Source organism: Spirosoma foliorum (assembly GCF_014117325.1).
Classification (GTDB): domain Bacteria; phylum Bacteroidota; class Bacteroidia; order Cytophagales; family Spirosomataceae; genus Spirosoma; species Spirosoma foliorum.
This window is the reverse complement of sequence record NZ_CP059732.1, coordinates 4,056,413-4,081,802: the sequence shown is the minus strand read 5'-3', so window position 1 is coordinate 4,081,802 and position 25,390 is coordinate 4,056,413. Positions and strand designations below refer to the sequence as shown.

26 protein-coding genes are annotated in these 25,390 nt (G+C 45.8%); 8 read left to right on the top strand and 18 right to left on the bottom strand.

Annotated features, from left to right (window positions below; all coding sequences use genetic code 11):
* Positions 1-26 precede the first annotated feature (26 nt).
* From H3H32_RS17470 to H3H32_RS17425, 10 genes are all read right to left on the bottom strand, one after another.
* Positions 27-443 (bottom strand): c-type cytochrome, encoded by a 417-nt coding sequence (locus tag H3H32_RS17470; protein WP_182463950.1) that lies wholly within the window; start codon positions 441-443, stop codon positions 27-29.
* The gene (locus H3H32_RS17465) at positions 440-1,069 is read right to left on the bottom strand and encodes an SCO family protein (RefSeq protein ID WP_240543830.1); all 630 of its coding nucleotides are present in this window, start codon (positions 1,067-1,069) and stop codon (positions 440-442) included. Before H3H32_RS17465 ends, H3H32_RS17470 begins: the two co-directional genes overlap by 4 nt.
* A gap of 7 nt (positions 1,070-1,076) precedes the next feature.
* Positions 1,077-1,535 (bottom strand): viral A-type inclusion protein, encoded by a 459-nt coding sequence (locus tag H3H32_RS17460; RefSeq protein WP_182463948.1) that lies wholly within the window; start codon positions 1,533-1,535, stop codon positions 1,077-1,079.
* A 101-nt stretch (positions 1,536-1,636) separates the two neighbouring features.
* Complete coding sequence (gene recN / locus H3H32_RS17455; RefSeq protein WP_182463947.1) at positions 1,637-3,304, bottom strand: DNA repair protein RecN; 1,668 nt, start codon at positions 3,302-3,304, stop codon at positions 1,637-1,639.
* A 99-nt stretch (positions 3,305-3,403) separates the two neighbouring features.
* Positions 3,404-4,309 (bottom strand): type IX secretion system protein PorD, encoded by a 906-nt coding sequence (porD, locus tag H3H32_RS17450; protein ID WP_182463946.1) that lies wholly within the window; start codon positions 4,307-4,309, stop codon positions 3,404-3,406.
* Positions 4,310-4,378: 69 nt separating this feature from the next.
* Positions 4,379-5,632 carry a bifunctional phosphopantothenoylcysteine decarboxylase/phosphopantothenate--cysteine ligase CoaBC gene (gene coaBC, locus H3H32_RS17445; protein WP_182463945.1) on the bottom strand — a complete coding sequence of 418 codons (1,254 nt, stop codon included), beginning with the start codon at positions 5,630-5,632 and terminating at the stop codon, positions 4,379-4,381.
* Positions 5,633-5,788: 156 nt separating this feature from the next.
* Complete coding sequence (locus H3H32_RS17440; RefSeq protein WP_182463944.1) at positions 5,789-6,100, bottom strand: DNA-directed RNA polymerase subunit omega; 312 nt, start codon at positions 6,098-6,100, stop codon at positions 5,789-5,791.
* Between the two features lie 112 nt (positions 6,101-6,212).
* On the bottom strand, positions 6,213-7,106 hold the full coding sequence (locus H3H32_RS17435; RefSeq protein ID WP_182463943.1) for an outer membrane protein assembly factor BamD: 894 nt from the start codon (positions 7,104-7,106) through the stop codon (positions 6,213-6,215).
* A 125-nt stretch (positions 7,107-7,231) separates the two neighbouring features.
* Positions 7,232-7,894: a T9SS type A sorting domain-containing protein gene (locus tag H3H32_RS17430; protein ID WP_182463942.1), complete on the bottom strand. Its 663-nt coding sequence runs from the start codon at positions 7,892-7,894 to the stop codon at positions 7,232-7,234.
* A 94-nt stretch (positions 7,895-7,988) separates the two neighbouring features.
* Entirely contained in the window at positions 7,989-9,827 is a 1,839-nt protein-coding gene (locus H3H32_RS17425; protein WP_182463941.1) for an OstA-like protein, read from the bottom strand.
* Positions 9,828-9,859: 32 nt separating this feature from the next.
* Here H3H32_RS17425 and tilS point away from each other — a divergent pair, with 32 nt between their 5' ends.
* Complete coding sequence (tilS, locus tag H3H32_RS17420) at positions 9,860-11,209, top strand: tRNA lysidine(34) synthetase TilS (RefSeq protein ID WP_182463940.1); 1,350 nt, start codon at positions 9,860-9,862, stop codon at positions 11,207-11,209.
* A 138-nt stretch (positions 11,210-11,347) separates the two neighbouring features.
* Positions 11,348-13,630 carry an OmpA family protein gene (locus H3H32_RS17415; RefSeq protein ID WP_182463939.1) on the top strand — a complete coding sequence of 761 codons (2,283 nt, stop codon included), beginning with the start codon at positions 11,348-11,350 and terminating at the stop codon, positions 13,628-13,630.
* Between the two features lie 103 nt (positions 13,631-13,733).
* On the opposite strand, the gene H3H32_RS17410 is transcribed toward H3H32_RS17415, so the two are convergent.
* Positions 13,734-13,919, bottom strand: coding sequence for a hypothetical protein (locus H3H32_RS17410; protein WP_182463938.1), 186 nt, complete (start codon positions 13,917-13,919; stop codon positions 13,734-13,736).
* A 106-nt stretch (positions 13,920-14,025) separates the two neighbouring features.
* A complete protein-coding gene (locus H3H32_RS17405; RefSeq protein WP_182463937.1) occupies positions 14,026-14,541 on the bottom strand; it encodes a DinB family protein in 516 nt (171 codons plus the stop codon).
* 298 nt (positions 14,542-14,839) lie between these two features.
* Here H3H32_RS17405 and H3H32_RS17400 point away from each other — a divergent pair, with 298 nt between their 5' ends.
* On the top strand, positions 14,840-15,499 hold the full coding sequence (locus H3H32_RS17400; protein ID WP_182463936.1) for a hypothetical protein: 660 nt from the start codon (positions 14,840-14,842) through the stop codon (positions 15,497-15,499).
* Here the strand turns inward: H3H32_RS17400 and H3H32_RS17395 are convergent.
* From H3H32_RS17395 to H3H32_RS17375, 5 genes are all read right to left on the bottom strand, one after another.
* Positions 15,452-16,315: an SDR family NAD(P)-dependent oxidoreductase gene (locus H3H32_RS17395; protein ID WP_240543799.1), complete on the bottom strand. Its 864-nt coding sequence runs from the start codon at positions 16,313-16,315 to the stop codon at positions 15,452-15,454. The two genes, H3H32_RS17400 and H3H32_RS17395, sit on opposite strands and share 48 nt — an antisense overlap.
* Before the next feature lie 90 nt (positions 16,316-16,405).
* The gene (locus H3H32_RS17390; protein ID WP_182463935.1) at positions 16,406-17,602 is read right to left on the bottom strand and encodes a hypothetical protein; all 1,197 of its coding nucleotides are present in this window, start codon (positions 17,600-17,602) and stop codon (positions 16,406-16,408) included.
* Between the two features lie 18 nt (positions 17,603-17,620).
* Positions 17,621-18,457, bottom strand: a complete 837-nt coding sequence (locus H3H32_RS17385; protein WP_182463934.1) for a type 1 glutamine amidotransferase — start codon at positions 18,455-18,457, stop codon at positions 17,621-17,623.
* 50 nt (positions 18,458-18,507) lie between these two features.
* The gene (locus tag H3H32_RS17380) at positions 18,508-19,605 is read right to left on the bottom strand and encodes a carboxylate-amine ligase (protein ID WP_182463933.1); all 1,098 of its coding nucleotides are present in this window, start codon (positions 19,603-19,605) and stop codon (positions 18,508-18,510) included.
* 179 nt (positions 19,606-19,784) lie between these two features.
* Positions 19,785-20,240 carry a hypothetical protein gene (locus H3H32_RS17375; RefSeq protein ID WP_182463932.1) on the bottom strand — a complete coding sequence of 152 codons (456 nt, stop codon included), beginning with the start codon at positions 20,238-20,240 and terminating at the stop codon, positions 19,785-19,787.
* Positions 20,241-20,672: 432 nt separating this feature from the next.
* On the opposite strand from H3H32_RS17375, the gene H3H32_RS17370 reads away from it, so the two are divergent.
* The 5 genes from H3H32_RS17370 (at position 20,673) to H3H32_RS17350 (ending at position 23,753) form a co-directional block, all read left to right on the top strand.
* Positions 20,673-21,224 (top strand): RNA polymerase sigma factor, encoded by a 552-nt coding sequence (locus tag H3H32_RS17370; protein ID WP_182464376.1) that lies wholly within the window; start codon positions 20,673-20,675, stop codon positions 21,222-21,224.
* A gap of 4 nt (positions 21,225-21,228) precedes the next feature.
* A complete protein-coding gene (locus H3H32_RS17365; protein WP_182463931.1) occupies positions 21,229-21,558 on the top strand; it encodes a hypothetical protein in 330 nt (109 codons plus the stop codon).
* Between the two features lie 391 nt (positions 21,559-21,949).
* Entirely contained in the window at positions 21,950-22,951 is a 1,002-nt protein-coding gene (locus H3H32_RS17360; RefSeq protein WP_182457633.1) for an IS110 family RNA-guided transposase, read from the top strand.
* 228 nt (positions 22,952-23,179) lie between these two features.
* The gene (locus H3H32_RS17355) at positions 23,180-23,512 is read left to right on the top strand and encodes a hypothetical protein (RefSeq protein ID WP_182463930.1); all 333 of its coding nucleotides are present in this window, start codon (positions 23,180-23,182) and stop codon (positions 23,510-23,512) included.
* Between the two features lie 13 nt (positions 23,513-23,525).
* Positions 23,526-23,753, top strand: coding sequence for a hypothetical protein (locus tag H3H32_RS17350; protein ID WP_182463929.1), 228 nt, complete (start codon positions 23,526-23,528; stop codon positions 23,751-23,753).
* Here the strand turns inward: H3H32_RS17350 and H3H32_RS17345 are convergent.
* A complete protein-coding gene (locus H3H32_RS17345) occupies positions 23,706-25,346 on the bottom strand; it encodes a hypothetical protein (protein ID WP_182463928.1) in 1,641 nt (546 codons plus the stop codon). The two genes, H3H32_RS17350 and H3H32_RS17345, sit on opposite strands and share 48 nt — an antisense overlap.
* Between the last annotated feature and the right edge of the window lie 44 nt (positions 25,347-25,390).

Below are 25,390 nucleotides of genomic sequence, written 5' to 3'. Positions count from 1 at the left end.
ATCTGTTTTGGTAACTGAGATCTGCATTATTTACACGCTTCCAGAATAGGTTTTATCGATTTGACGTCTGTCAATTTGGTTTCGTTTCCCCACTCATTGTAGATATACGTAGCTAGCTCGGCAATTTCCAGGTCACTTAATTGTGGTTGCGGAGGCATTGGACGATTATAGGGTTTACCATTCACCACTATAGGTCCTTGTTGGCCATACCGCATCAGACAGATAACTTTGTTTTTATCCCCTAGAAAATCTGATTTAGCAATTGGCGGATAAAGCGAAGCGAGACCTTCGCCTTTGCTCTGATGGCAATTGGCACAATTGTTTTTATAGACCAGAATCCCCTCCGTAATATATCGTTGCCGCTTTATTTCTTCTTCGCTTTGGCACGATACTAGGCCAATAAGAATACCAAAAAAGCCGAAAAGGCTGGTGAGTCGAATCATGGTTTGTACTCAGCCAAGAGCCGAGTCATATCGGTCATTAATTTATCGACACCGGCTTCTGTTGTGCCATCATAGATGCCTCGTATGTGTTTTTCCTTGTCGACCAAAATAAATGCACCGCTATGAATGACACCTCCGGGGGCTGTGCTATCTGCCTGTGCCGTAACCATATAACTACTCTGCCCGAGATCGTAAATCTTGTCGCGGTCGCCAGTTACAAACAGCCATTGACGGCCTGTTACGCCTAAGTTTTGCGCAAACTCTTTCAGCACAGCCACCGAGTCATGTGCTGGGTCGATGGTATGCGATAACAACATGACATCTGGATTGCCCTTGAATTTCTCGTAAACCCGCTTTAGTTGCACCTTCATTTTTGGACAAATGGTTGGACAACTGGTAAAAAAGAAATCGGCTACATAAATTTTATTGTCGAGTGTTCGGGCCGTTACCGTGTCGCCATATTGGCTAACGAATTTGAAATCCGGAATGGATTGATAGACAGAGTCTGTCTCTTCTTTCCCATTCACCACCTTGGTAACAGCTTCCCGCTGGCCTAGAATAGGCAGTTTATCCGTCGACGAATTACCACAGCCCCATAGAGAAGAAATAAAGCCAATTACGACAATCCACCCACTATTTTTTCTCCAAAAACTGCTTGGCTTGTTCAATGCTGGTATTAACTTTTTTCTTGACATCCGTAATTTGATCTTTTTGTGCGGCCAGATAATTCAGCGCTTCGTCGGAAGAGAGTTTTGCGAGTGTATCGCCATTGTATTGAGCCATCCAATTGTTCATAAGGCTATCAGCAACGAGCAGATCCTGGTTCAGTCGAGTCACTTGTGCTTTTTCCTCATCGACTCGTACGGTGGCTGCGGCTGAGCCATTGGCCTTCAGGCTATCGAGCGATGTGCCACGCTGATTCAATTGTTTCTTCAATTTGACGAGATCGCCCATTACTTTAGGCATAATCTCATCATGAATGGCAAATACCTCGTTTTCTGCCTTTTTAACGGCCTCTTCTCCCGAATTACAGGACCAGAAAGCACCGCTAAGGGCAACTAAGATGGCAAGTGTCTGTGTAGTTTTGTTCATAGAATGGAGTTATGTATAATTGGTATATGAGGTAAGATATATGATATAGGGTATATGATGTATTTTGGGAATCTATATCATACATCCTACACCATACATCATTACTTTACTGTTGCGCGTTTTTTCAGGATTTCACGAGCATTTTTGAGGACGCTCGCCGACGGATTTTTACCACCAATCATTTGGGCGATTTCGTTGATGCGTTCGTCCAACGTTAGTTTTTTAATTCGGCTAACCGTTTTGTCGGACGAGTGATCTTTGTAAACGAAATAATGCGCAGTGCCTTGTCCGGCTATCTGATGGAGATGAGTAATGGCAATAATCTGGTGACTGTGCGACATATCGTGCATCATGTTGCCCATTTTAATGGCAATTTCGCCCGATACTCCCGTATCAATCTCATCGAAAATAATAGTCGGTAGTGATCGTTTACTAGCCAGAATATATTTAATCGCCATCATCAATCGCGAAAATTCACCACCAGAAGCCACATTTTTCAGTTGCTGAGGTTTCATTCCCTTATTGGCACTGAACAAAAACGATATCGTATCGACTCCCGCGAGGGTTGGTTTACTTGTTTCAGCCTGAATCTTTAGCGATGCGTTTGGCATGCCCAAGTCATACAACAAGGTGCCAATTTCCTGCTCGATAGGGGAGAGCACAGCTTGCCGGGAAGCCGACAAGGCTTCGGCAGAGATTTGCAATTGAGCGTATGCGGCTGAGGCTTGTGCTTTGGCTTCGCCAAGGGCATCGTCCAGGTTCAGCACTTTGCTCACTTTCTGGGCCAATTCGTTCCGTAAAGCAATCAAGGCTTGCACATCTTTAACCTGATGCTTGGTCTGGAGTTGGTACAGTAAATTCAGGCGTTCGCGAATAGTTTCCGCACGAACATCGTCCACTTCTACCTGATCTTGCTCCGTGCTGATTTCATCGGCTAAATCACGTAACTCAATCAGACTGCTTTGCGCCCGTTGCTGCAATTGTTCATACTGATCCGAAAGCTTACTGATGTAGGCCAGATTACTAACCGCACCCTTTAAAAAGTCAATGACGGATTGTTCGGTATTGTCGAGGTATTCGTAGGCGAGTTGCAGACGTTCCTTTATTTCCTCCGCATTCTCCAGAATTGTCAACTCTTGTTCGAGCGATTCCTGCTCATCGGGTTGCAGTTGTGCTTTGACTAATTCTTCGTACAGAAAGTTATTGTAATCAAACTCTTTTCGCATCGACGCGGCTTCCGATTGCAACTGATCATAAGCAGCCTTCTTCGTTCGATAAGTTTGATAATCAGTACGATAGCTGCGTAATAAATTGTCGTTCTGGGCGTACGTATCAATAATTTCCAATTGATACTCATTAGACCCAAGCAGAACAGAATCGTGTTGAGAGTGAATGTCCATCATCTGGCTTGTTACCCGACGAAGGGTTTCCAGATTGACCGGTGTGTCATTGACAAACGCCCGCGATTTACCACTCACACTAATTTCCCGACGAACAATGCAGGTATTGGAATAGTCTAATTCTTCTTCATCGAAAATACGTTCGATGGCGTAACCAGTTACACCAAATGTACCTTCAATAACACATTTCTGTTCAGGATTATATAAAGCGCGGGTATCTGCCCGGTTACCTAACAGCAACCCAATAGCCCCTAACATGATTGACTTTCCAGCTCCTGTTTCGCCCGTGATAATATTCAACTCACGGTCGGGCATGAGTTCGAGTTCGTCAATCAGTGCATAGTTTTTTATTAGTAAATGCGATAACAAAATCAGAAACAGTTAACAGTGAGCAAGTACCAGATTAAGCTACTAAATGGAATAAGCAGCCATACATAAGTAACAGGAATAGTGGTCGTTGTTGTTCGCTCACTGAATTAATTTTCGGTAATTTTCTGTCTTGGCCGGGTCCAGATACGAAAGTAAATCGAAGGCTTTCTGACGCTCGGTAGGGGTGCCTTCGAATAGAATATTATAGAGTTCCTGCGACTTAGCGTCAAAAAACGAATTAAGCAGTACCGAATTGGGCATCTGAAGGCCAATGGTACGAATCGTAGCCAGTAAATCAAGGATCTGTTTTCGTACCTGTACGGGGTTGCCTGCAAACATATCTAATCCCAAGCGGTGGTAGGTGTACATGCCATCGCGAAAAGGAATTAATTGCTGATTCTGCAGATTCTCGATGAGCCAATACCGGTTACGTCGGTCACCCCCGGCTTGCCAGGCCCCATTGGATGATCCCTGCTGAGCCAGATTCGTAATGCTATAAGCTTTTTGTATAAACTGACTCCCGCCTTCTTTGCTAAATGTGTCATAATCAACGGCCAAAATGACATTAGCATAGTAAGCCAGTAACGAAGTCAGGTCGTCTGAGAATTGATTTTCCCGAAAGTAGACCGGCGTTGTTGGTAGGTAAACAAAGTTGAAGGCCCGGTCTACGTAGCTAAAAATGGTCGTTTCGTAGTTGGTACCATAAACCGGGCGAGTAACAACAATTTGGGCCGTGGCTTCGAATACTCCCTGCGACAATGATTTCACCAGGTTGATGTTCATGGAGCAGTTAATACGCTCGTTAACGGCAAACTGTTCGTTGCTCCAGCGCCGGTTGTTCATAAACTCCGTAATGATGCCCTTCAACTGGCTTACGTAGGCAAAATCTGTTTTCTGCTGGGCAAACAACTGGTCAGAGTTAACTGTCACCTGACAGTTCAACTCTTGTGCCTGAGCAAAGGCAGACAAAAAGAGTAGCAAAAATAGAGTATGTACCGTTCGCATTCGAAATGATTTGCTGTATAAATTATGCTTTTTCTCCATTATAAACAAATGATAGAGAGCGCATTAGGGTTAGGTAGGGCTTTGCAACGGGTTGAGCTTTTGGACAACTAAGTTCACCAAATCCTGTGCCACATCATCTTTCGATTTTAGCGCAAATTCGTGTGTTTGTCCCTCTTTGTCAATAACGGTGATTTTATTCGTATCGTGTCCAAAACCAGCACCAGCATCGCGTAATGAATTTAGCACAATCCAGTCCAGATTCTTTGCATGAAGTTTCTTTATTGCGTTTTCATACTCATTATCTGTCTCCAGAGCGAATCCCATCATCAATTGATTGGGTTGTTTCTGGGTTCCGAGCGTGGCAGCAATGTCGGTGGTTTTAGTGAGTTCGAGGGAAAAGAAGGTTTCTTTTTTCTTGATTTTCCGATCGGCGGGGTGAGCTGGTGTATAATCGGCAACAGCCGCACTTAGTACAACGATGTCGGCTTCACCGAAAGCTAGTAGTGCAGCTTCAAACATCTCCTGAGCTGATCGAACCTGAATCCGCTGGATGCCTGGATGAGCGATTGATAGGGTAGTAGGGCCACTAACTAACGTGACGATGGCTCCGGCCATCGCAAAAGCACTGGCAATGGCATACCCCATTTTTCCGGTCGAATGATTGCTAATGTAGCGGACGGGATCGATGGGCTCTTGGGTAGGTCCCGCTGTGATTAAAACACGTTTCCCCGCCAAATTACCTATTTCTTGAGGGCTGTCTTTTTTCTCAAAAAACTCGTGGAGCAATTGTACAATCGTTTCGGGCTCGGCGAGTCGGCCTTCTCCAATTAGGCCACTGGCCAATTCGCCGTGTTCAGCCTGGATAATGTGATTGCCAAATGATTCGAGTCGACGCAGGTTTTCGACTGTTGTTGGATGACGATACATATCGACATCCATAGCGGGCGCGAAAAATACCGGGCATCGAGTAGACAAATAAACCGCTGCCAATAGGTTATTGCATAAACCTGTTGCGCAACGAGCCAGTGTATTTGCCGAAGCAGGAGCGATAACAATCGCATCTGCCCACAAACCCAACTCTACATGATTGTTCCAGCTACCATTGCCTGATTGCCCCGATTCGGAAGATACGAAGGTTGACAGAGCTGGCCGCTTTGATAAGGTAGCGAGAGTCAATGGAGTAATAAAAGCCTGAGCGGCTTCGGTCATGACAACCTGAACTTCGGCTCCTGCCTTAACAAGCAGGCGAACTAACAGGGCCGATTTGTAGGCTGAAATACTGCCTGTTACACCAACAAGGATATGTTTCCCCGCTATTGACATGGATTTAGGAGGTCGCTAGGCAAGCGTCGATACACATTCACTTCCCACTAGAATAGGAGTGTATGCTCATAGACTATTTATTGTGGGTATCGTTAAACACTAAAAACCGCACGGTGAATCTACCGTGCGGTCCTGAAAACAGAAAACAAAGCAAGCTTATTGCTGAGCTTCTTCGTTAGAACGCCAGTAAACTTTTCCTTCCAGAAATTCATCCGTAGCAATCGAAGTTGGCTTCGGCATGCGCTCGTAGAATTTCGAGATTTCAATTTGTTCGCGGTTTTCGAAAACCTCTTCGAGGTTGTCAACTGCCGAAACAAACTCGGAAAGTTTGTTGCTTAACTCTTCTTTATTTTTGGTGGCAATCTGCCGGGCACGTTTAGAGATGATCGAAACCGATTCGTATAAGTTGCCCGTTTGAGCGGCAATCTTATCGTTATTTCGGGTAATGATGGATTGATTTGTGGCCATGTTTTGATTTATGGTTTAATAATTACGAGCCGGGCCGCCGGAGCGGTACGATTTCAAATTACATTCCTGGGCTAGCCATAATTAACGTAATTCGTAAATCGCAATTCATAATTTAATTTGCGGCTGTCACTTTTGCCGGAAGATTCTTAAGCTTTTCTTTTTCCTTTTCACGTGCCTGTTCTGCTTTATCCAACCGATCGATTTCCTTCTGGCTGGTCTCGAACATTTTTTCGGCTTGTTTCAGGTACTTACTATTCGGATACTTATCAATGAATGCCTGGTGATAACTAATCGCTTCCTGATAACGTTCCTTTTGCTTGTTTTCCAAACTATTTTGAGCCAGGCTAAATTCTGCATCCACTTTCAGATACGCCAATTCCTCATTGTATTCAGAATCGGGGAATTCTTTCTGAAAGTTGTTAATAGCAATGACCGACGATTTATAGGAAGCGATGTTAAAGCCGCTGGTTTTATAATAAAGCTTGGCTTTTTCGTAAGCTTTTCGTTCCAGCTTACCCCGTAAATCCAGAATCTGCTTCGTAGCGTCATCCCGGTACTTACTGTCAGGGTAGGCATTGATAAAATCCTGTAAAGCTGATGTTGCCGTCAGGGTATTCGACTGATCCAGATTAAAGGAAGGCGTATCGCGATAGAGCGAATAGGCGTACATATACATGGCTTCCTGGGCATAATCTGACCGGGCGAAGGTTTCATAGAACTTCTTGAACAATGTTGAGCTTAACAAATACTGTCCTTGCTGATACTGTGTATACGCATAATAAAATTGAGCCATTTCCGACTCATTACTGCCTTTCAGTACAGGAATTAATTCTTCAAACAGGAGTCCAGCGCGGTACCAGTCTCCTTTTTTATAATAAGCAATAGCTCCTTTGTACTTAGCATCATCGCTACCACTTTTCTGCAATTTTGAGAATGGGCTACACGAACCCAGTAAAAATACTACCCCAATTCCCAGCAGAATCTTACCCAAATGACGTTGTTGCATATGCTTGCAAAGATACAAAAAAAATACAGGCTACACCGTTTTAACGACGACGCAGCCTGTGATAGTGCTGAAAATAAACAGTAAATAAGGCTGTTTAAACTATTTTAACAAATCAGGCCGGGCTATTACTGATGGCGAACAAGCAAGCGTTTAGTCGCTACTTTCTTCCCATCAACGGTGAGCTGATAGAGATAATACCCGGTATCTAGCGGGCGGGTAATAATCCGAACTTTGCGATCATTACGATCTAGTTCTATCTGCTCATATCCAGCTACAGGTGTTCCCAATATATTCAGTAGGACCAACTTTGCTTCCGTAGCCGTGCCGCTGAACTGATAGTCTAACTCAGCCACATCATCGGCTGGGTTAGGGTAGGCGTTCGAAATCCATAGCTTATCGTTGGAAAACAGACGGTTATCAGTTTTACCTTCCTGTGCAGGGGCTGATCGTAGTTCAGTAGCCTGAGCCGACACTTCTGCCGACGACGCACGGGCAGTTGGCTTAGAGCCTGCGTTCGGAAGCAACAGGGATCGATAATGTTCGTTGATCGCCGAGTTTTTATTGAGCGTTATTGACCGATCAAGTCCCGACAAGGTCGGGTTAGGCATAATCGCAAACCGTTGAGACGGTAGTCGAGATGCACTGGTTTTCTGTGGCGATGACGTTCGGCCCAGTTCGAGTCGGCTCCCTTTCCGGACATCCGTATCCCGCGGAGCGACCTGCGCTCGGAGCGGGATAGTTGCCGTTAGCAAGCCCGTCAATACACCAATAAGTATAAATTTCTTCATGTAAGTCTATTCAGGTACACACCTATTCACCACAAACCTATTCAGCTTAAAAGACAAAGTCAACTCACTATTGTCTAAAAAATTGTTAAAAAGCTTAATTATTAACTTTTCGAACCAATTTTTGAGCCAAAGGTTTGTTTTGGCCCTTCTTTTTTAATGGTTTTTTCACGGCTGGTTTTTCAGTTGGTGGAGTTTCGAGCCATAAAACCTGCCCCTTGGTAGGCTTTTCTGCTTCACGCCACCGAAAACCATCCAACTCTTTCGTCTCACCAGTTATTTCCTTGGGGGGAATTAGTTGAGAATCCGGGTGACCGTAAAATCGAATTCGACCAACTTTATTATCGGTGAATTCGATGTTCATCCGACTACACTCAACGTGATTCAACCCAATTAATTTATTTTTCTCATTCAGGGCATAATAGATACTCTGCCCATTCCCATCAACAATAACCCGTTCCAAGGTGGTCTGTTCCTGCAGTCGAACGGAATCGGGTGTTGTTGATTCGTTTTTTCTAGTGGATACGCCTTTGGGTAGGGTATTCGTTGCAGAGGCTACTGCATTTTTGATCGTATTTGTCTGCGCGTTTCGTTTTTTGTTTGGCTGTACTTCATTGGAAGCCACCGAAATAGTGTCAGGATTTACCAGTTTTGTGGCAAAATAAGCGGTAATGGTACGCCCTTTAACCTGATTGAAATTTTTAAGCGTATCGAGCGAAATGACGAATGATTTTGCTTTCAGATACATCGTATGAATCCGATTATTTTTGAGTAAAACGGTCATCGAATCGGCCTCCATCTGGTACTTATTCTGGCTCCAGAGAATGGGTTTTTTATAAAAATAAATTGTCGAATCGGCCATGTCATAAATGAGCGAATCGCATTTACTTTGCATGTCTGATTTATAGACAAAAACATTTTTTTGACCCACCAGTCGACGGGTGTTGGTTACCTTATTATCGAAGGAAAATAACGTATCTGCTCGCAAATAGAGGGTGTCATTTGTTGTTTCGTTCGCGAGACTTTTAGCAACCGCGTGGCCCGTAACCCGCGAGATTCCTGCTTTTCCATTATAGCGAACATGATCGCCCAGAATGACGGCTTTACGGTCTTTCGCAACCATAATTACCTTGCCTTTGGCAATGCCTAATTCGGATACATTGTCGTAATAAAGGGAATCTCCAGTGAGCCGATATTTCGGGGTTTCAACAGTTGCCCGGCGCTGGAAATTCGAGATGCCCGTTGTGGTATTGTATTGACCTGCAACGGCTGTCAGAACACCATCTTTGTTCTTGATACGGGTTGGCCCCTGAAATGTGGCCAGCCGAGTGAGCGAATTATAAAGCAGCGAATCGCCAGTGAGCGTACCTTTGGTATTTACTAAACGAACATTCCGGCGAAATGTAGAAAGCTTGGTTCGGGTATCATAGTAGCCTTCGAGGCTGGTCAATACGTTTTCTTTATCGACAATACGGCCGGGGACAGGGTAGTGCGCAATACCCGATACCATATCGTAATCGAGTTGAGCGGTGGTTAGGGTCATTTTGCGGTCGCGCATGACAACGTGCCCCCGCATATTTGCCTGGCGGGTGTTACCATAATAAAACATCGTGTCGCCCCGCACATTGATCGTGTCACCCTGAACCAATCGAACGTTACCATAGGCTTCGATTACGTTAGTCGTCACGTTCTGGATCGCAAGGTTGCAGTACATAAGTACACCTTTGTGCCGCAGCCGCACGTTATTATGCAACTTTCGAACGACTTGACCAGGTATATTAAGCACAACCAAACTATCGGCGTGGAATAGCTCGACTTTATCGCCAGGACCAGCAGCTACAGATGCTCCGCCTACCTGAGCCAGGGCATCAGTAGAAGAAACCAGAAAAAAGAGCCAGATGAATGTGAATAAAATACGAGAAAATAAACGAATCATAAGACAAAACTACGGCTTTGGGCCGACACCGGATGTTAGAGCAGCGTTTTTTAGCATTTATTAACGACAATCAATTGTTCGGCTCCAATGATCGTGTGTTGTTAGCAATTAGTGGTGGTATTGACTCGATGGTGATGGCCGAATTGTTTCACCGAATTAACCAACCAGTTGCAATAGCCCACGTTAATTTTGGTTTACGAGGGGCAGAATCTGAGGCTGATGCCCTTTTTGTTCAGAACAAGGCCGAACAGTATGGGGTTCCGTTTCATGGCACTCGTTTCGACACCAAAGCTGTGGCTGCCGAACGTGGCGTTTCGATCCAAATGGTTGCTCGAGAACTTCGGTATACCTGGTTTGCTCAACTTCTCGACGAATATAAATATGCTTGTCTGGCCACAGCCCATCATCTGAATGATACCCTGGAAACCCTGCTGCTTAATCTGACACGAGGTACGGGATTAGCTGGCCTGCATGGTATCGCCAGCAATCAGAATGGCATTGTTCGGCCATTGCTATTTGCAACTCGCCCTCAGTTAGTTGCTTACGCAGATGAACGAGAGCTGCTTTATCGAGAAGATAGTTCGAATAGCGACGATAAGTACGCACGCAATCGGATTCGGCATCATGTTGTCCCTGTATTGACGAGTCTGAACCCCGGTTTATGGCAAACGTTGCCCCGTACTATTGAGCGTTTGAGAGCTGCCGAAACAGTAATGCAGGCTGAGCTTGAGCGATCCTGGCAGCAAACAGCCGAAGTGAAGGGACAGCAGATTAGTTTGCCAACAACTAAGTTAAAGGCGTTGCCGGAACTTGATTTTCGACTGGCAAATTGGCTGAAACCATTTGGCTTTACAGATGACCAAGCAAATCAGATCGCAAACGCTTTAAATCGACCCATCGGGCAAGTGTTTAGCTCAACAACACATCGGATTAGCCACGAACGAGAAGGATTATTGCTCGAACCGTTGCCATCGCAGCTATATCCCGAAATTACGTTAACCACCCTGGCGAGCGGTCTGGTAGAAGTAGGTGGGGCGTTTTCGCTGACCATCGACGAAATTGAAAAGTCAGCCGACTTTCGCCCACCTGCCGATTCCGCCATCGCTTGCCTGGATGCGGATAAATTACAACTCCCGCTGACCATTCGCCCCTGGCGACAGGGTGACCGTTTTCGACCGCTTGGGTTAAATGGGCATAAACTAGTCAGTGATTTATTAAACGATCTGAAATTGAGTCGTACTGAGCGAGAACAAACGGCGGTACTGCTTTCCGGCGATCAGATTGCGTGGGTCATCGGTTACCGCATCGACCATCGGTTTCGGGTGCAGGCAGAAACTAAACGAATAGGTCGATTTTTGTTGAATTCAAAAGCTGATTCCTAGCTTGAGTAGCTATTCGAGAAATTGTATTTTAGTGTGATAAAACGCGTTTCATGTCCTTTTAGAACTGATCTTAAGCATGATTTTATAAAATTGGCATCCTATTTGATATGTTTCCGGCGAGACTAACTCACTAATACCATGAACCGAATTGTACGAGTCCTACTACTAACAGGACTAGCCTTCTGGAGTCTGAATGCCCAGGCACAAAGTGCACGGCTACGAGCGGCTAATAAGCAATTTGATAATCTTAGCTATGTAAGCGCAGTACGGGCATACGAAGAGTTTTTACGGGTCGATAAAAAGAAAGATCCCGCCGAAACTCGCGATGCCCTGATTAAGCTCGGCTATAGCTATCGTAAGTTGCAGGATACCCGAAATGCTGAGCGTGTGTATGGCGAACTGGTTAAATCATATACCGATTTAGACAGCGAAGTTTACCTCTATTATGCACAATCGCTGGCGGCTAATGGTAAGTACCGGGAGTCGCAGAAAATGTATAGCCAGTATGGTGAAAAACAGGGCCAGGACCTACGTGGACGCCGATTTACGGTGTCTTATATGGATATGAGCCGGTTCTATCAGGATTCATCCTCGTACCGGATGTACAACCTGCCAATCAACTCTCGTCAGGCCGATTTTAGCCCGATGTATTATAAGGGTGGAATTGTTTTCGTGTCGGCGCGTGATGAGTCGGGGGTAGTAAAACGGGTGTTCAACTGGAACCAGACGCCATTCCTGGATCTCTATTTTCATCCTGACACAAACCAGCTTCGTGTTCCGGGAGCTGATCTGAATCGCTCAGTTAACTCGTCTATTTTGGGGGGTGGTAGCGATGCGAAAGCGGGAAATACGGAAGCTTCTGCCGATGCACAACCCTTGTCGAAAGCCGAGATTTTTAGCCGTACGCTCAATACCAAATACCACGAGGGACCAATGACCTTCACGAAGGATCAAAACTTTATCGTCTTTACCCGAAACAATACAAGTAAGGGAAAAGCTGGTAAAAGCTCGGATGGTGTAAAAAAATTGAAATTGTACTCTTCCGTGAATAAGAATGGTAAATGGGTTGATATCCAGGAGGTGCCATTCAACAGTAGTGAATACTCTGTCGGTCACCCTGCATTCTCGGCTGACAACACCAAAATGTACTTTGCTTCAGATATGCCGGGCGGTTATGGCGGCACAGATATTTACGTAGTCGAATTTAATAACGGCCAGTGGGGAACACCCGTAAATATGGGTAAGGAAATTAATACGGAAGGTAACGAAATGTTTCCATATGCTACAGAGGGTGATGACTTGTACTTCTCATCCGACGGACATGAAGGTCTGGGTGGCTTGGATGTATTTGTGGCCGAACTAAAAGATGGTATCGCCTATAAAGGCGTTCAAAATGTAGGCGCACCAATCAACTCCGAAAAAGATGACTTTGGTTTCATTACGGATAAAAACCGCACGACAGGTTTTGTGAGTAGTAACCGTAAGAAAGGGGTAAGCGACGATGATATCTATTCGTTCCGACGCACCTGTAAGCAGCTGAACATTCTGGTATATGACGCCAAAACCAATGTCCCACTCGAAAACGCCGACGTTCGGATTTTACGGAATGGTGTCAATCAGGACCTGCGACTAACGAATGTACAGGGACGCACGGATTTGTGTGTGGATTCGAACACCGAATACGAATTCAAGGCGATCAAGGAAGGGTATGCCATGAACAGCGTTCGCTTCTCGACTCTAACCCAATCACCAAAACCAGTCATGAACGTGTCGATTTACTTAGAGAAGTCGGAGAATACGTTGGTGAAGGGAGTTATCAAAACCGAGGTGAACCAGCAGCCTGCCAATGGCGTGAAAGTTACGCTGCGGAACGAGAAAGACAAATCTGAGCAAACCGTAACGACTGGCCCTGATGGTGGCTACGAATTCGATGTAAAACCGAACGCACCTTATACGATTACGGCTCAGAAAGACCGGTATGCAACTAAAAGAGCCCAGTATGGCAAAACGAAGCGCAAGTCGAAAGTTGTTACCGATTCGCTGGGTTTATATGGCGTAGGCGACGTGTTCCAACTCAAGAACATTTACTACGACCTGAACAAGTTCTTTATTCGGGCCGATGCGGCACATGAACTCGATCACGTACTGGCAATTCTGAAAGAATATCCACAAATGCAGATCGAATTGCGCTCGCATACCGATGCTCGTGCTACCGATGCGTACAATATTCGCCTGTCGGAGAGTCGTGCCCGTGCTGCGATGGATTATTTAGTAGCAAGAGGGATTCCGGCTAATCGATTAGTGGCGCGTGGATATGGAGAATCGGAAATTTTGAACGGTTGCGTCGATGGGGTGAATTGCACGGAAAACGAACACCAGCAAAATCGCCGGACAGAGTTTAAAGTCTTAGCTGTGCAGTAAAGAATCAAATCATATAAAACCTATAAGGTTTCCAAAACCTTATAGGTTTGAAGCAAAAGCGGCCCGTTGAAAAACGGGCCGCTTTTGCTTTTTAGAAACTCACTTACGATTGCTTAACATGTTTCTTATGCACCGCTGACGTCGTGGTTTTAGACTTCATTGACGGCGCCGTGGTTTTCTTCACCGTTGTGGTTTTTGATACGGGTTTGTCTTGCGAAGGTGTGTTAGCAAACGTGCTATTGATACAAAGAGAGGCTACTACGAAAGCAGCCAAAATGGATTTTTTCATGAGCTTACGAATGGTTTTAGTACAAAGCGCACCTTTTAGGTGAACTTCCTGAATGAAAGTTCGACTCCTAGTCTGAAGAGCCGATGAATGATAACTTAAAAGGGAGTTAAACTGTTATCACACGCACCGTAACCGATAGCTGCCCTACATGCCGCATCGTGTGTTCGGCGGAGTGTGTTAGTAAGCCAATCACGGTTGATGGTAGCTGCGCCCGTCCAACGCCACGTACTTCGGTTAGGGTTTGTTCATCGGTACTACGAAGCTGGCCAATCGCTTTTTCAACCTGCTCCGCAAACGAACTCACTAATTCCTGAACAGATAGATGTACTGCGCCCGGTTTGCCTTCTGATGCTAAGAACGCTAACTGGTCGGGCGAAAGGGCTTCCTGTCGCGCATACGTGAAGAGCCGATCCAGTACGCCCGTTAGGTGTTGCAGATGAAAACCGACGGAGGCTACGTTTGCGGGCCGTTCCCAAAGCAAATGTTCTGGAAAATCGTGCATCAGGGCGCTTACCTCTTCGCGAGCCTGCATCAGCGCGTGCGCTATGGGTTGAACGAGGGGCGGTATATTAGATAAAGGACCGCGGAGCCAGACTTCACGCGTTTCAATGGGAGGTTGCATAGGTGTACTTACTTAACTGGGCCGACGAATGGACCAACTATAGGCAAAATAGGACCAAAAATTTTATTTACAACGACTTTCCTTTTTGTACCTACGCCTATATAGCTAAACAACGTCTGATGGTTTCACCAGTTAAACACCTATTGTATGCGACTCAACTTTAGCATTTGTCTTAGTATTTTAGCACTGTTTGTAACACTTACATCCTGCGAAGATCACCGAATTCCAGCAGCTCCGCGATTTCGGCTAAAAAAAAGTTACCTATACATCGTCGACCTCAACGTCCTATTCCTATAGCATGTATAATTATGACGATAGTGGCCGCTTAATGAGTATAATCGACAATACGGTTATACCTACTGTAACCTCTTATGCATTTGGCCGGACGACTATGGAATATGATAGTCAGGGCAGATTATCACAAATAGAAAACCTGATAGAACCCACCAACAACAACCCCGTCCTTACTTTTTACTACAGAACGACGTATGACTATGATGCTAACAGCAATATCGTTGCTATAAAAAAATATAAAGTTTTCAAGTCCGATCCTGCCCATCCATTTCTTCAGGAAGATAGTAAGCTAACGTATGGAAGCACAGTGTTTCCCGTAAAAATAGACACGAAAATTAACGATGGATCTCAATTTGACCCAGAGCTTGACTTTACTCAAGAGTATACGTATAGCGCAGGTAATGTGGTTGAGGTAAAGCGTACCGATAGACCAACCCATTACAACGGTTATAATACCTATACGACTAGTCAGGTACTTCAATACGATGATAAACCCAATCCGTTTTACGGGTTAATTATAGGAAGCCCTGATGTCAGCACCTTCAGCAAGAATAACGTCATAGAAAGTACCAGACTTTACACTTATGATACCAATGGCTTATTAAGCAAGATTGCGCTACGCGATGGTACCTCTGAAACTACTTATGAATACGAATCTTACTAATGTATGTAGTTTGTAAAGGGAAATCACCTTACTCAAATCACAGTCCCCCCCGTCGGCATAGAACAAGCTTCCGGTGCTATACGATGAGGCATCGGAGGCCAGAAAGAGCGCCAATGGGCTGATTTCGTCGGTGGTACCCATACGGGCAATGGGAATATGTTTGGTGAAGCGAGCCAGCGTTTTTTCGTCCTGCCAGAGTGCCTGACTGAACTTGGTTTTGATCAGGCCGGGACAAATGGCATTCACGCGGATACCGTCAGTGCCCCATTCCTTCGCCAGTACTTTGGTGAGCATATTCAAGGACGCTTTGCTGACGCTGTACATGCCCAAACCAGGGTCGGGCGTGTGACCTGCAATGCTGCTGATCATAATAATGCTGCCACCTCCACGGGCTTTCATGCTGGGATAGCAGAGTTTGCTTAGCTCAAAAGGAGCCTTTACGTTGGCTTGCATGATTTTGTCGAAAGCCGCACCATCGCAATCGAGCGAAGGACCAAAAACAGGGTTTGACGCTGCATTGTTGACCAGAATATCAATGCCGCCGTAGGTTGCAATCGTCTTGTCGACTAGCTGCTGAAGCTGGACCATATCACCAACGTGGGCAGCAATGCCGGTTGCCTCGCCCCCCTGAGCTTTGATGTCGTTGGCGAGGGCATCACAGGCATCTTGTTTCCGGCTGCTAATCACAACCTTTGCACCAAACCGGGCAAACACACGGACCATGTCTTCACCGATGCCTTTACTAGCCCCGGTAATGATGGCGACTTTTCCAGTAAGGTCAAAAAAGGATTTTTCGGAAGGGAGTATGTCTTTCATAAAGGTTTACGGTTTGAGGTATTCGGTTTACAGTGACCCGGCTAGCGACAAACCACCGTAAACCGAATACCTCAAACCAAACACCATTTATTACTTTTCAAAGAAGCAGACTGAACCACCGACCCAGTCTTTGTTTTTGTTGAAGTTAACCCCAATCATTTCGCCCCGACTCAGGCGACTAAGGTTTGTAATTAGCGTTGGTTTTGGGTCTTCTTTAGGCCAGATAAACAGCATTCGAATCTCGCACTTCACCAAACCATCCAGCGACTGAATAACGGGCTCGTATTTCACCTTTCGCTGAAGCAGATACCCATCGCGCTGATTGGCTGGAATAGCATCGAGATCGGCCGTGGTGATGTTCAGTTTAACACCGCTACCAGCGAAAGAGAACAGCGGTTTTAGAACGTAATTTTCTAAATCAGCCGGATATTCACTCAAATCCGACAGATAATAACTGGCAGGAACGTACGGGCTTTTTAGCAATGGAAGCGTGTACTTGCTGACTCGGAAAAACCAGTTTGGATGACCCACCCATTCCACATCCACATCATCGGTGAGATGAAAGTCGCTTTTTAAGTCAGGAAAATTCTGTAAGTCGTCAAAAATCAGGCGGTTGTAAATGCGCTTGATTCGTATTTGCCGACCATCCTTTTCGTAAAACAGCGCACGCCCTTCTTTTCTGATTTTAGTCAGGCAGACGGGTGCAACGCCCAGCGCCTGTTCTGTCAGGACAAAGTCAATGCGTGTTTTTTGCTTTTCGGGATAGATTTCCAGTAAAATGACTTCTTCGGGCTGGCAATCACCCACGATCATTTGACGGAGTTGTTCCAGATATTCCGCATTCGTATCGACGTTGAACAAATGTGATAGATTATCAGGAATGGCATAAATCGTACGGAAAAGATTGGCTACATAAGGCTGAAACCCGTATAGTGACGGGAAGCCCTGTAGTTCAATAAGTTGGGGCGTCAGTTCTCCGTGTTCATCTTTACAGACGGCAAAATCGACCGCCAGAAACTGGGTATGTGCATCTTCGTTCGGGACTTCCTGACCATCTGGAATCGCTTTTTCAGTCAGCTTTTTGAAGTCATCACGGGTAATCACGCTGACAATGTCATCGCAAGCTTGCAGAAGCTTGTCTGTCAGTATTTTCGGTACAAAAACAGGCGTTTCGGCTACACGAAAATCGAGTTGATCGGGCAGATCAGCGTTTATTTTATCCAAAAAAGCCCGGTAAGTTTCCGGGCTAAAAGCTTGGTTGAAAGTTTCTCGAACGGATTGTATCATAGATTTTTTATGACAAGCTTAATTCTGTTCTATAAACTGTTCGGTCAGGTCCAATGCCTGAATGGCTTGACTTAAAAAGCTGGGCAGAATAACCGACTCGGTGAGCGCAATTTTATCGGGGTCCTGTAAATAGGCCACCATGTCGTTGTACTTCTCCTGACCGAAATTTGAGATGATGTGATTCCGTTTTTCGTCTTGTAGAAAATACCGTAACATCCCCTGATTATCCGCTTCGGGGTGAAATTGGGTACCAATAATTTCGGGCGAAAAACGAATAGCCATCACTGCGCGATCAAGCAGAACGTGCGGGCGGATCTTTTCCAGACACAAAATTGTAGCTCCCATTTCGTCCAGATGCTCTGCATTTGGCTCTGTAATCTGGTAGTCTCGCGAATCAACCGCGTAAAACGGATCAGGTAAGCCCTCAAAAAGAGGCTCTTCGGCACCCTCATCAGTTTTATGAACCGGAAAAATACCGAACGAAGTAGACCGGCGACGACTCAGTAAGCCCAGATCAAGATGGCGAACCACCAGTTGGAACGAGTGACAAATCAGGAAAACAAACTTCTTGCGATCGTTAGTTTGATTCCAGTTGATAATCTGGTCGATCAGGTCGAAATAACGAGCTTCCCATTCTTCTGATGAAGCTAATGGACTACCTGGGCCACCCGACGAAATATAGATATCGTACTCTAAATCAGGGATTTCGTTTTTTGATCGGACATCGAATACGTCATAACTAAGTTCGTCCTGCGTATTCCCCTGCATGTTCCGAATCTGTTGTAGAATACAACGCATACCTTCGTTGGCGTGGTTGTTATTCATGTCCAGAACGGCAATTTTTACTAAATTCATAGGTTGTAGTTACGGCTAATTGTTGATGATAGTCGTTCGGAAAATAACTGTCAGATACCCAAAGAAGTTTCTTCGATAATATAATCCATAACACTCTTAAAGCTATTTGTCTCTTGAAAAACAGCCAGTTGACGGTCGGCACCAGTACCCATTTCGAGGATTTTGAGCACGTATTCGCATTCTTCGCGGCTGCCAAGCTCGTCTACAACGTCGTCGATAAAACTTAGTAATTCGTGAATCAGCTGGTGGGTAGGAACCTCTTCCTGCTTCCCAAAATCAATCAGTTTTCCTTCGATACCATAGCGGGCAGCCCGCCATTTGTTTTCATTGATCAGGATGCGTCGGTAGGGGCGGAAGTTCAGATTTTGCTTGTGAAGCTTATAAATTTTGGCCACCAGTGCCTGCATAATAGCCGCCAAACAAATGGTTTCGTCGATACGCATTGGTACGTCACAAATGCGGAACTCAATGGTATCGAAGAAGGGATGTAAGCGAATATCCCACCAGATTTTCTTCCCGTTGTCGATACAGCCCGTTTTTATCAGCAGGTTGATGTATTCGTCATACTCAGCCGCTGACGAGAAAAAGTCAGGAATACCCGTACGTGGAAACTTGTCGAATACTTTGGAACGATATGACTTGAACCCCGTATTCCGACCTCTCCAGAATGGCGAATTGGTGGAGAGCGCGTAAATGTGGGGTAGAAAATACCGCACAGCATTCATGATCTGAATACCCTCATTCCGACTTTCAATGCCAACGTGGACGTGTAAACCAAAAATGAGGTTTGAGCGGGCCACGTCACGCATTTCTTCAATCAGTCGATCGTAGCGTTCGTTCGGCGTAATAAGCTGCTCCTGCCAGTCTGAAAATGGGTGTGTTCCGGCAGCCGCAATCTTTAACCCCTGCTTTTCGGCCAGCTCGATAATCATCTTGCGGAGATACGTAACTTCCTGGCGTGCTTCCTGAATATTGGTGCAGATATTAGTGCCTACTTCAACCACCGCCTGGTGCATTTCGGCCTTTACGCGCTCCTGGAGAACTATTTGACCACCGTCAACGATCTTCGACATGTGCGAACGAAGCTCGCCCGTGTTGGGGTCAATTGTCTGAAACTCTTCTTCAATACCAAGGGTGAATACGGGCATTAGTGTCGTGGGTTAGAAAAATGCAGTTTCGTATTAGTTGAGAAACGAAGAGGTAAGATAATAGTTTTTCGATTGGTGCGCTATGGCCTGCAACGACAATTCAATTTTTTTTATTAACCAATTATAAACGCTGGCGGCCAGCAGATAATTTGCGCAACATATTATCGATAGCCCCAATATCATTGAATTGGAATCAGCTTAAAGGTTCGATCAAGCGCATAATGCACTGTATCGGCTGTTTTTTTTGTACCCATTGTAGCACTCAGATAGGTTTTTGAATAATAATAGATCTTGGGGTCCTGCCATCTGTTCGCAATTTGTAGGGTTGTTAGCGAATCTAGTTTCGAATAGTAATTGATCGAGTCCAGATCCGCTTTGGCGGTATTACCAGAGGCCGTGTATCGTTTTGAAAAATAGGCCATCTTCTTGCCATAGCTTTCCTTGCTAAGGGTATCCAGACGCCCCGCGCCAATCATAACGAAGTCAGTGGTTTTTAATGCATGGATGGCTAGGTCTTTGTTTGATTTTTCAAGATAACGGCGGATGCTGTCGTCCATTTTACCGCAAATTTTCTCCTTGCTAGGCGCACAGGCAGCTAATAAAAAGAGGAAACAGACAGGGGAAATATATCTCATGGTTGCTGTTTTAGACTGCGAAACTAATCGTAGGTCAGGTAAAGTACGGCTTTGTTACTGGAATTAAACGGTTAATTTTCGACAGGACTACAGGAGTAGATAGGATATCGTTGACTAAAATCCTGTCTACTCCTGTAGTCCTGTCGAAAAAAAGAGATACAGCCTGTGTTACAATTCAGGCATAATAAACTTGTTCTACAACCGACCATCTTTATCTACGACCTTCCATTGATTTTGTGGTTATCGGGGTCGCTGGTTTTTGCACTAATTAAATCGACATTGGGTTTCTCTTGCAACGTCAATCGATTAATCAACAGGTATTAACCACGAAGACTGGATACGTGATCTAAAACGCGGCACATATAGCCTGTAAACTTCAAGTAGCGCTACATGACAACCCGTTCATCAATCTATACCGCGCTTAGTAGTAAGATGGCAGACCCACCTAAACGAAATATTATCGAAACCGTGAAGCAGTACGGAAATCGGCTGTCGCGCTTTATTCGTGGACAGGTGAAATCCGAAGAGGACGCGGAAGATATTTTGCAGGATGTCTGGTATCAACTCAGCAAAGTAGTTGATCTCGATGGAATCGAAAGCATTAGTGGTTGGTTGTTTCAGGTGGCTCGCAATCGAATAACAGACACGTATCGGAAGAAAAAAGAAGATCCCTTATCGGAGTTAATGATTGAAGATGACGAAGGGGAGATCAATTTTCGGGAGATTCTATTAGCTGATGCGCAAACGCCCGAAGACCAGTTCTTTAAAGATATTTTCTGGGACGAATTAATGCGGGCACTGGATGAGTTGCCCGAAAATCAGCGGAGTGTGTTTGTTCAAAATGAGCTGGAAGATCGCACCTTGCAGGAAATTGCGGATGAAACCGGCGAAAACCTGAAAACGATAATTTCGCGAAAACGGTACGCTGTGCAACACTTGCGGAAGCGGCTACAATCCCTGTATAACGAACTCAATAACCTGTAAGACAATGAGAAATTACCCTGGCCGAAGACGATTTCGTTTCTTCTTTCCGGTGTTCATCCTGATGGCCTTATTCTTTTTTTCGTTTGTGGTCTATTGGCTCTGGAATAGAGTACTGGTTGCGGTTGTTCCCGTGAAAGCCGTTACCTACTGGCAGGCAATGGGCTTACTGGTTTTGAGTCGAATCTTGCTGGGAGGATTTAAAGCGGGCCCATCGGGTGGGCGCTCGTTTGATGGCGGAGGTCCTGCCTGGCGCGAGAAGTGGCGCCAAATGAGCGACGAAGACCGAGCGAAATTCAAAAATGAATGGCGACGACGGAGCGAAGATCGCTCGTAGCTGTTGTACATAAACCTAGTGATAAGCCCTCATCAGATGCATCTGGTGAGGGTTTTTAGTTTAACATGATTAATGGATAGAATCTGAAATTATCAACTGATTGTCAGTTATTTATAATATCATTTTTTGTCATCCCGACGCCAGGAGGGATCTTCGGTAAATAACCAGTTGCCGAAGATCCCTCCTGGCGTCGGGATTGTAAGTTTGCTCTGAACAAATAATCTTTGGTTCTCCAGGTCATACCTACGTCGGGATGGTCTAAAAGACCGGTTGTCATGATCGGTAGCCTGGAGAGCCAATCTCATGGAACCCGGACAGTTCAGTGGGCATATAGCCCGTTTCACAATGATGTCGAGAGCATGAGTAGTATCCCGCTTTTTTCGTTTTTAGCATGAACCAACCAGCTATCTATTACGGGGTTGATGTCAGTAAAGAGACCTTACACATCAGCTACCAAATCGGAATCGATGCCAATGGGCAACCCCAATGGGCCTATCAAACCCTGCCCAACCAAGCGGACTCCATTGAGCAATGGGCTGCTGAACTGCCCGCCAATAGCCACCTCATTTTCGAGCATACAGGTACCTATTCGGCTCGATTAGCTTGGGTATTAGCCCTGCAAAATCGCCCCTTTAGCCTCCTTACGCCCAACCAAAGCAAAGGCTTTGCCGCCACTCTGAAGTCTATCAGCAAGACCGACCGGAGCGATGCGGCACTATTGGCGCGCTACGGACAAGTCTTTCAGCCCCAGCCTTCGCAACTGGCCGATGAGTCTCTACATCAGCTTCGCCAACAGCACAAACACCTCAACGACCTGCGAATCAGTCAGCAAGCGGTGGCTAATCAGCTTCATGCGCTGTCGTTCGACCCCCGGGCCAGTCAGAAAGTCAAGGCTAGCCTGCTGGTTCTCCAACAGAGCTACCTGACTCAGATTGCGCTCTTTGAAGAGGAACTGGATCAGCTGAGTCAACAGGAGTTGCAGGCCATTTCGGAGCGGATGCAGCGGGTCAAGGGGATTGGGCCGGCTTCCTCTCAAGCCTTGTGCACGGCCACCAATGGGCTGGCTGGATTCGAGTCAGCCAAAGCGGTAGCTAAGTTCGTGGGCATTGCCCCCAGTCAAACTCAATCGGGCAGTTCGGTTCGTCGGCGTGGTCGGATGGCCCGCACGGGTTTAGGGTATGTACGGGGCCTTTTATACATGGCAGCTCGTTCGGCCCGTAAATACAATTTGGGCTGTAAAGCGCTTTATGATCGGCTACGGGCCAAGGGTAAATGCCACAAAGTGGCGATGGTGGCGGTGATGAATAAGTTGTTGCATCAGGTGTTTGTGGTGGTGAAGAAGAATATTGAATTCGTCAATGGGTTCAGCCTATCCAAACAAAATTTGGCTTAAAACTTGTTTTTTGACACAGTTCATGACAAAAAACTAGTATAATTCTATTCGTAAATCGGCCATAATTTACGTTAGTGTACAGGGTTTATTGTGAAGTCAGGTTCCAAAACCCGACTTGGTGAGGTTTCTCAAAACGGACACACTTTACAAGTTTTTTTAGCCTTGGTAAAGTAATCTCTTCTCTGATCCGTCATCCTTAATACAACAACAAATAACTAGATAACGACAATGAACAATAACCTTGTAAAATCAATTGCTGCCGGTGTACTACTGGGAGCCGCTTTATTCATCATGCCTTTTTTCCTGATTCGGCTGGTGGTTTTCTTCCTGATTATCGGGGCTTTGTTCCGCCTTTTTGGGGGTAGGCGTTTCAGGAGGGGTGGATGGGGGCAAGGTCGAGGCTACGGTTATATGCCCGCCTTTGCCGACCGAATTCGCCAGATGAGTGACGAAGAATACAATCAGTTCAAACAACGTTTCGAGCAGGGTGGTCGCTGTGGTGATTATTTCAACCAGAAAGGCACTGGAAATTCGACGAACGACACCTCAGCAAACGTATAACTAATCGCAACAAATGAGACAACGCTTAAACCCCTGGGCCGTGATCATTACGGCCGGGCTTACCTTCGGGAGCCTGATGACGTTCATCGGTCCTCATGCCTATAGCCATCGAGGTTGGGGCTGTTATAGTTATCAGAATCATCACGATTGGCACAATCATGGTGGCTGCAAAGGACATCATATCGATAAACAACTAACCCAGTTTCGGCTCTACCCAAAGAGCCGTAAAACAACCCAATAATAACACCAGCCAGACCCAGTTGGGGAGTTGAGCGGTGGTTGTTCGGGCAGTAGTTCCTTCAAGGGATGAAGACAACGAATGGGCTAGCATAAACTGACCGACAAGTGTCCGATTCGCAATTGGATCGTTGGGTGTCAGTCGATTGACGTACAACGCTAATGAGTCCTGCACCGATTGCCAACCCGATTTGCTGAACGATGAGGTTCCCGTTGCCGAGCGGTCATTCATTGGAGAGTAACGTAGGCGAAGCGTATCCTGCCCAACACGAAGGCTCGTTAACCGGTTGGTGGGGTTATTGACGGAAATCGTGTGCCGAATACCGCTGTATACAGGCGCATCTACCTGAACTGTATTTTGGTCCGATTCCGATAAGCGAGCCAGTACGGCTGTCCAAACCCGATTGTAAGTGACACTATCACCGCTCAGCGACAGGGGGTAAGTTTCGCTCAACAGGCTAACACCCACTCGTCCGGTTGTTTGCTGAGCCGCAATTGGGTAGCCTGCTACTGAAAACTGATTGGGGCTATCGGCAAATCGATAGGGGAGGGCGTTCAGACCGTTGCCCAGTGGAATAAGTGGTTCGTTGTTGATTTTACGTACCTGCCAACGACTTCCCAATGCCAGGTTAATGGTGCGACAATCGACTTCCGGATTTGTCAGATTAATAAAAAGAACCGCTTTCCCATCAGCAATGGCTTTTTTGACTACTGTGCTGGCTGCGTTGATGGGTTCGGTGATGATCAGATCGGGCGTAGTTTTACCTCCTGATTTTCCCGCCTTGTTAATGCTTACCTGACTACTGATAGCTTTCGACAGCGCGGCCGATACCGTTACCGTGTATCCTTGCTTACCCAGCCAATCGGCTAAAGTCTTGCTCTCAAAATCGGGGTTATTGAGCAAAATCTGAACCGTGAGTGGATCGGTTGGCCGAGTAAAGAAATTAAGCGTGTCGAGCGTAGTGGTTCCGAGTACGATTTCTGCCTGACTATGGCCTTTGGTAAATGCTGGAAATTGAAATGTAAAGGCGTTTGCTCCTTCGTGCAGCGCCACACTATCCAATGTCTTGTTACCAAACCGGACCTGGAGCGATTGCTTTTTTGAGGATTGAAGCCGACCCGTCACCTGCTGCATTTCGCCCAACCGAACGATACCTTTCCAATGAAGAGCCTCAAGCTGATCGGGTTGATTATAAGGAATCCACTGGACTTGTGCGTTACTCAGTTGCGTCAAGGTTTCAGTCGGAAATTGCTGACCAATCAATGTGATCGAATCATAGTTCGCTTTTATGGTCCGACTGTTAAAACTCTCGTCAATATGCAGGCTGTCTTTCAGGTGTCGGGCAACTGAAGCCGGAACGTCGTCGCCAACTAGCAAAGCGTGCGTTGTTGCTCGGGAAATAGGCCATTGAATTTGTAGAAAATAAGCAACCAGAACCAGCCAAAGCAAACTATTTAACCCCGCCCGAATCCACTTTCGATTACTGGAAAGAGAATCATTGCGAATAATGAGCCAAAGCTGAACAACAAGTAAGGCCAGCAAGGCTACCGCAATAAGCCAGGAAATAGGTGTAGTCCAGTTGATGGTAGTGTGCATTTCTATTAATGGATAATGTAAAATGAATAATGGATAATGTAAAA

What these genes read in the sequence shown, in the direction of transcription:
- H3H32_RS17470 (WP_182463950.1), bottom strand. Translation starts at nt 443, where the DNA reads ATGATTCGACTCACCAGCCTTTTCGGCTTTTTTGGTATTCTTATTGGC.
- H3H32_RS17460 (WP_182463948.1), bottom strand. Translation starts at nt 1,535, where the DNA reads ATGAACAAAACTACACAGACACTTGCCATCTTAGTTGCCCTTAGCGGT.
- porD (WP_182463946.1), bottom strand. Translation starts at nt 4,309, where the DNA reads ATGCGAACGGTACATACTCTATTTTTGCTACTCTTTTTGTCTGCCTTT.
- coaBC (WP_182463945.1), bottom strand. Translation starts at nt 5,632, where the DNA reads ATGTCAATAGCGGGGAAACATATCCTTGTTGGTGTAACAGGCAGTATT.
- H3H32_RS17440 (WP_182463944.1), bottom strand. Translation starts at nt 6,100, where the DNA reads ATGGCCACAAATCAATCCATCATTACCCGAAATAACGATAAGATTGCC.
- H3H32_RS17435 (WP_182463943.1), bottom strand. Translation starts at nt 7,106, where the DNA reads ATGCAACAACGTCATTTGGGTAAGATTCTGCTGGGAATTGGGGTAGTA.
- H3H32_RS17430 (WP_182463942.1), bottom strand. Translation starts at nt 7,894, where the DNA reads ATGAAGAAATTTATACTTATTGGTGTATTGACGGGCTTGCTAACGGCA.
- H3H32_RS17425 (WP_182463941.1), bottom strand. Translation starts at nt 9,827, where the DNA reads ATGATTCGTTTATTTTCTCGTATTTTATTCACATTCATCTGGCTCTTT.
- tilS (WP_182463940.1), top strand. Translation starts at nt 9,860, where the DNA reads ATGTTAGAGCAGCGTTTTTTAGCATTTATTAACGACAATCAATTGTTC.
- H3H32_RS17415 (WP_182463939.1), top strand. Translation starts at nt 11,348, where the DNA reads ATGAACCGAATTGTACGAGTCCTACTACTAACAGGACTAGCCTTCTGG.
- H3H32_RS17410 (WP_182463938.1), bottom strand. Translation starts at nt 13,919, where the DNA reads ATGAAAAAATCCATTTTGGCTGCTTTCGTAGTAGCCTCTCTTTGTATC.
- H3H32_RS17405 (WP_182463937.1), bottom strand. Translation starts at nt 14,541, where the DNA reads ATGCAACCTCCCATTGAAACGCGTGAAGTCTGGCTCCGCGGTCCTTTA.
- H3H32_RS17400 (WP_182463936.1), top strand. Translation starts at nt 14,840, where the DNA reads ATGTATAATTATGACGATAGTGGCCGCTTAATGAGTATAATCGACAAT.
- H3H32_RS17395 (WP_240543799.1), bottom strand. Translation starts at nt 16,315, where the DNA reads ATGAAAGACATACTCCCTTCCGAAAAATCCTTTTTTGACCTTACTGGA.
- H3H32_RS17390 (WP_182463935.1), bottom strand. Translation starts at nt 17,602, where the DNA reads ATGATACAATCCGTTCGAGAAACTTTCAACCAAGCTTTTAGCCCGGAA.
- H3H32_RS17385 (WP_182463934.1), bottom strand. Translation starts at nt 18,457, where the DNA reads ATGAATTTAGTAAAAATTGCCGTTCTGGACATGAATAACAACCACGCC.
- H3H32_RS17380 (WP_182463933.1), bottom strand. Translation starts at nt 19,605, where the DNA reads ATGCCCGTATTCACCCTTGGTATTGAAGAAGAGTTTCAGACAATTGAC.
- H3H32_RS17375 (WP_182463932.1), bottom strand. Translation starts at nt 20,240, where the DNA reads ATGAGATATATTTCCCCTGTCTGTTTCCTCTTTTTATTAGCTGCCTGT.
- H3H32_RS17370 (WP_182464376.1), top strand. Translation starts at nt 20,673, where the DNA reads ATGGCAGACCCACCTAAACGAAATATTATCGAAACCGTGAAGCAGTAC.
- H3H32_RS17365 (WP_182463931.1), top strand. Translation starts at nt 21,229, where the DNA reads ATGAGAAATTACCCTGGCCGAAGACGATTTCGTTTCTTCTTTCCGGTG.
- H3H32_RS17360 (WP_182457633.1), top strand. Translation starts at nt 21,950, where the DNA reads ATGAACCAACCAGCTATCTATTACGGGGTTGATGTCAGTAAAGAGACC.
- H3H32_RS17355 (WP_182463930.1), top strand. Translation starts at nt 23,180, where the DNA reads ATGAACAATAACCTTGTAAAATCAATTGCTGCCGGTGTACTACTGGGA.
- H3H32_RS17350 (WP_182463929.1), top strand. Translation starts at nt 23,526, where the DNA reads ATGAGACAACGCTTAAACCCCTGGGCCGTGATCATTACGGCCGGGCTT.
- H3H32_RS17345 (WP_182463928.1), bottom strand. Translation starts at nt 25,346, where the DNA reads ATGCACACTACCATCAACTGGACTACACCTATTTCCTGGCTTATTGCG.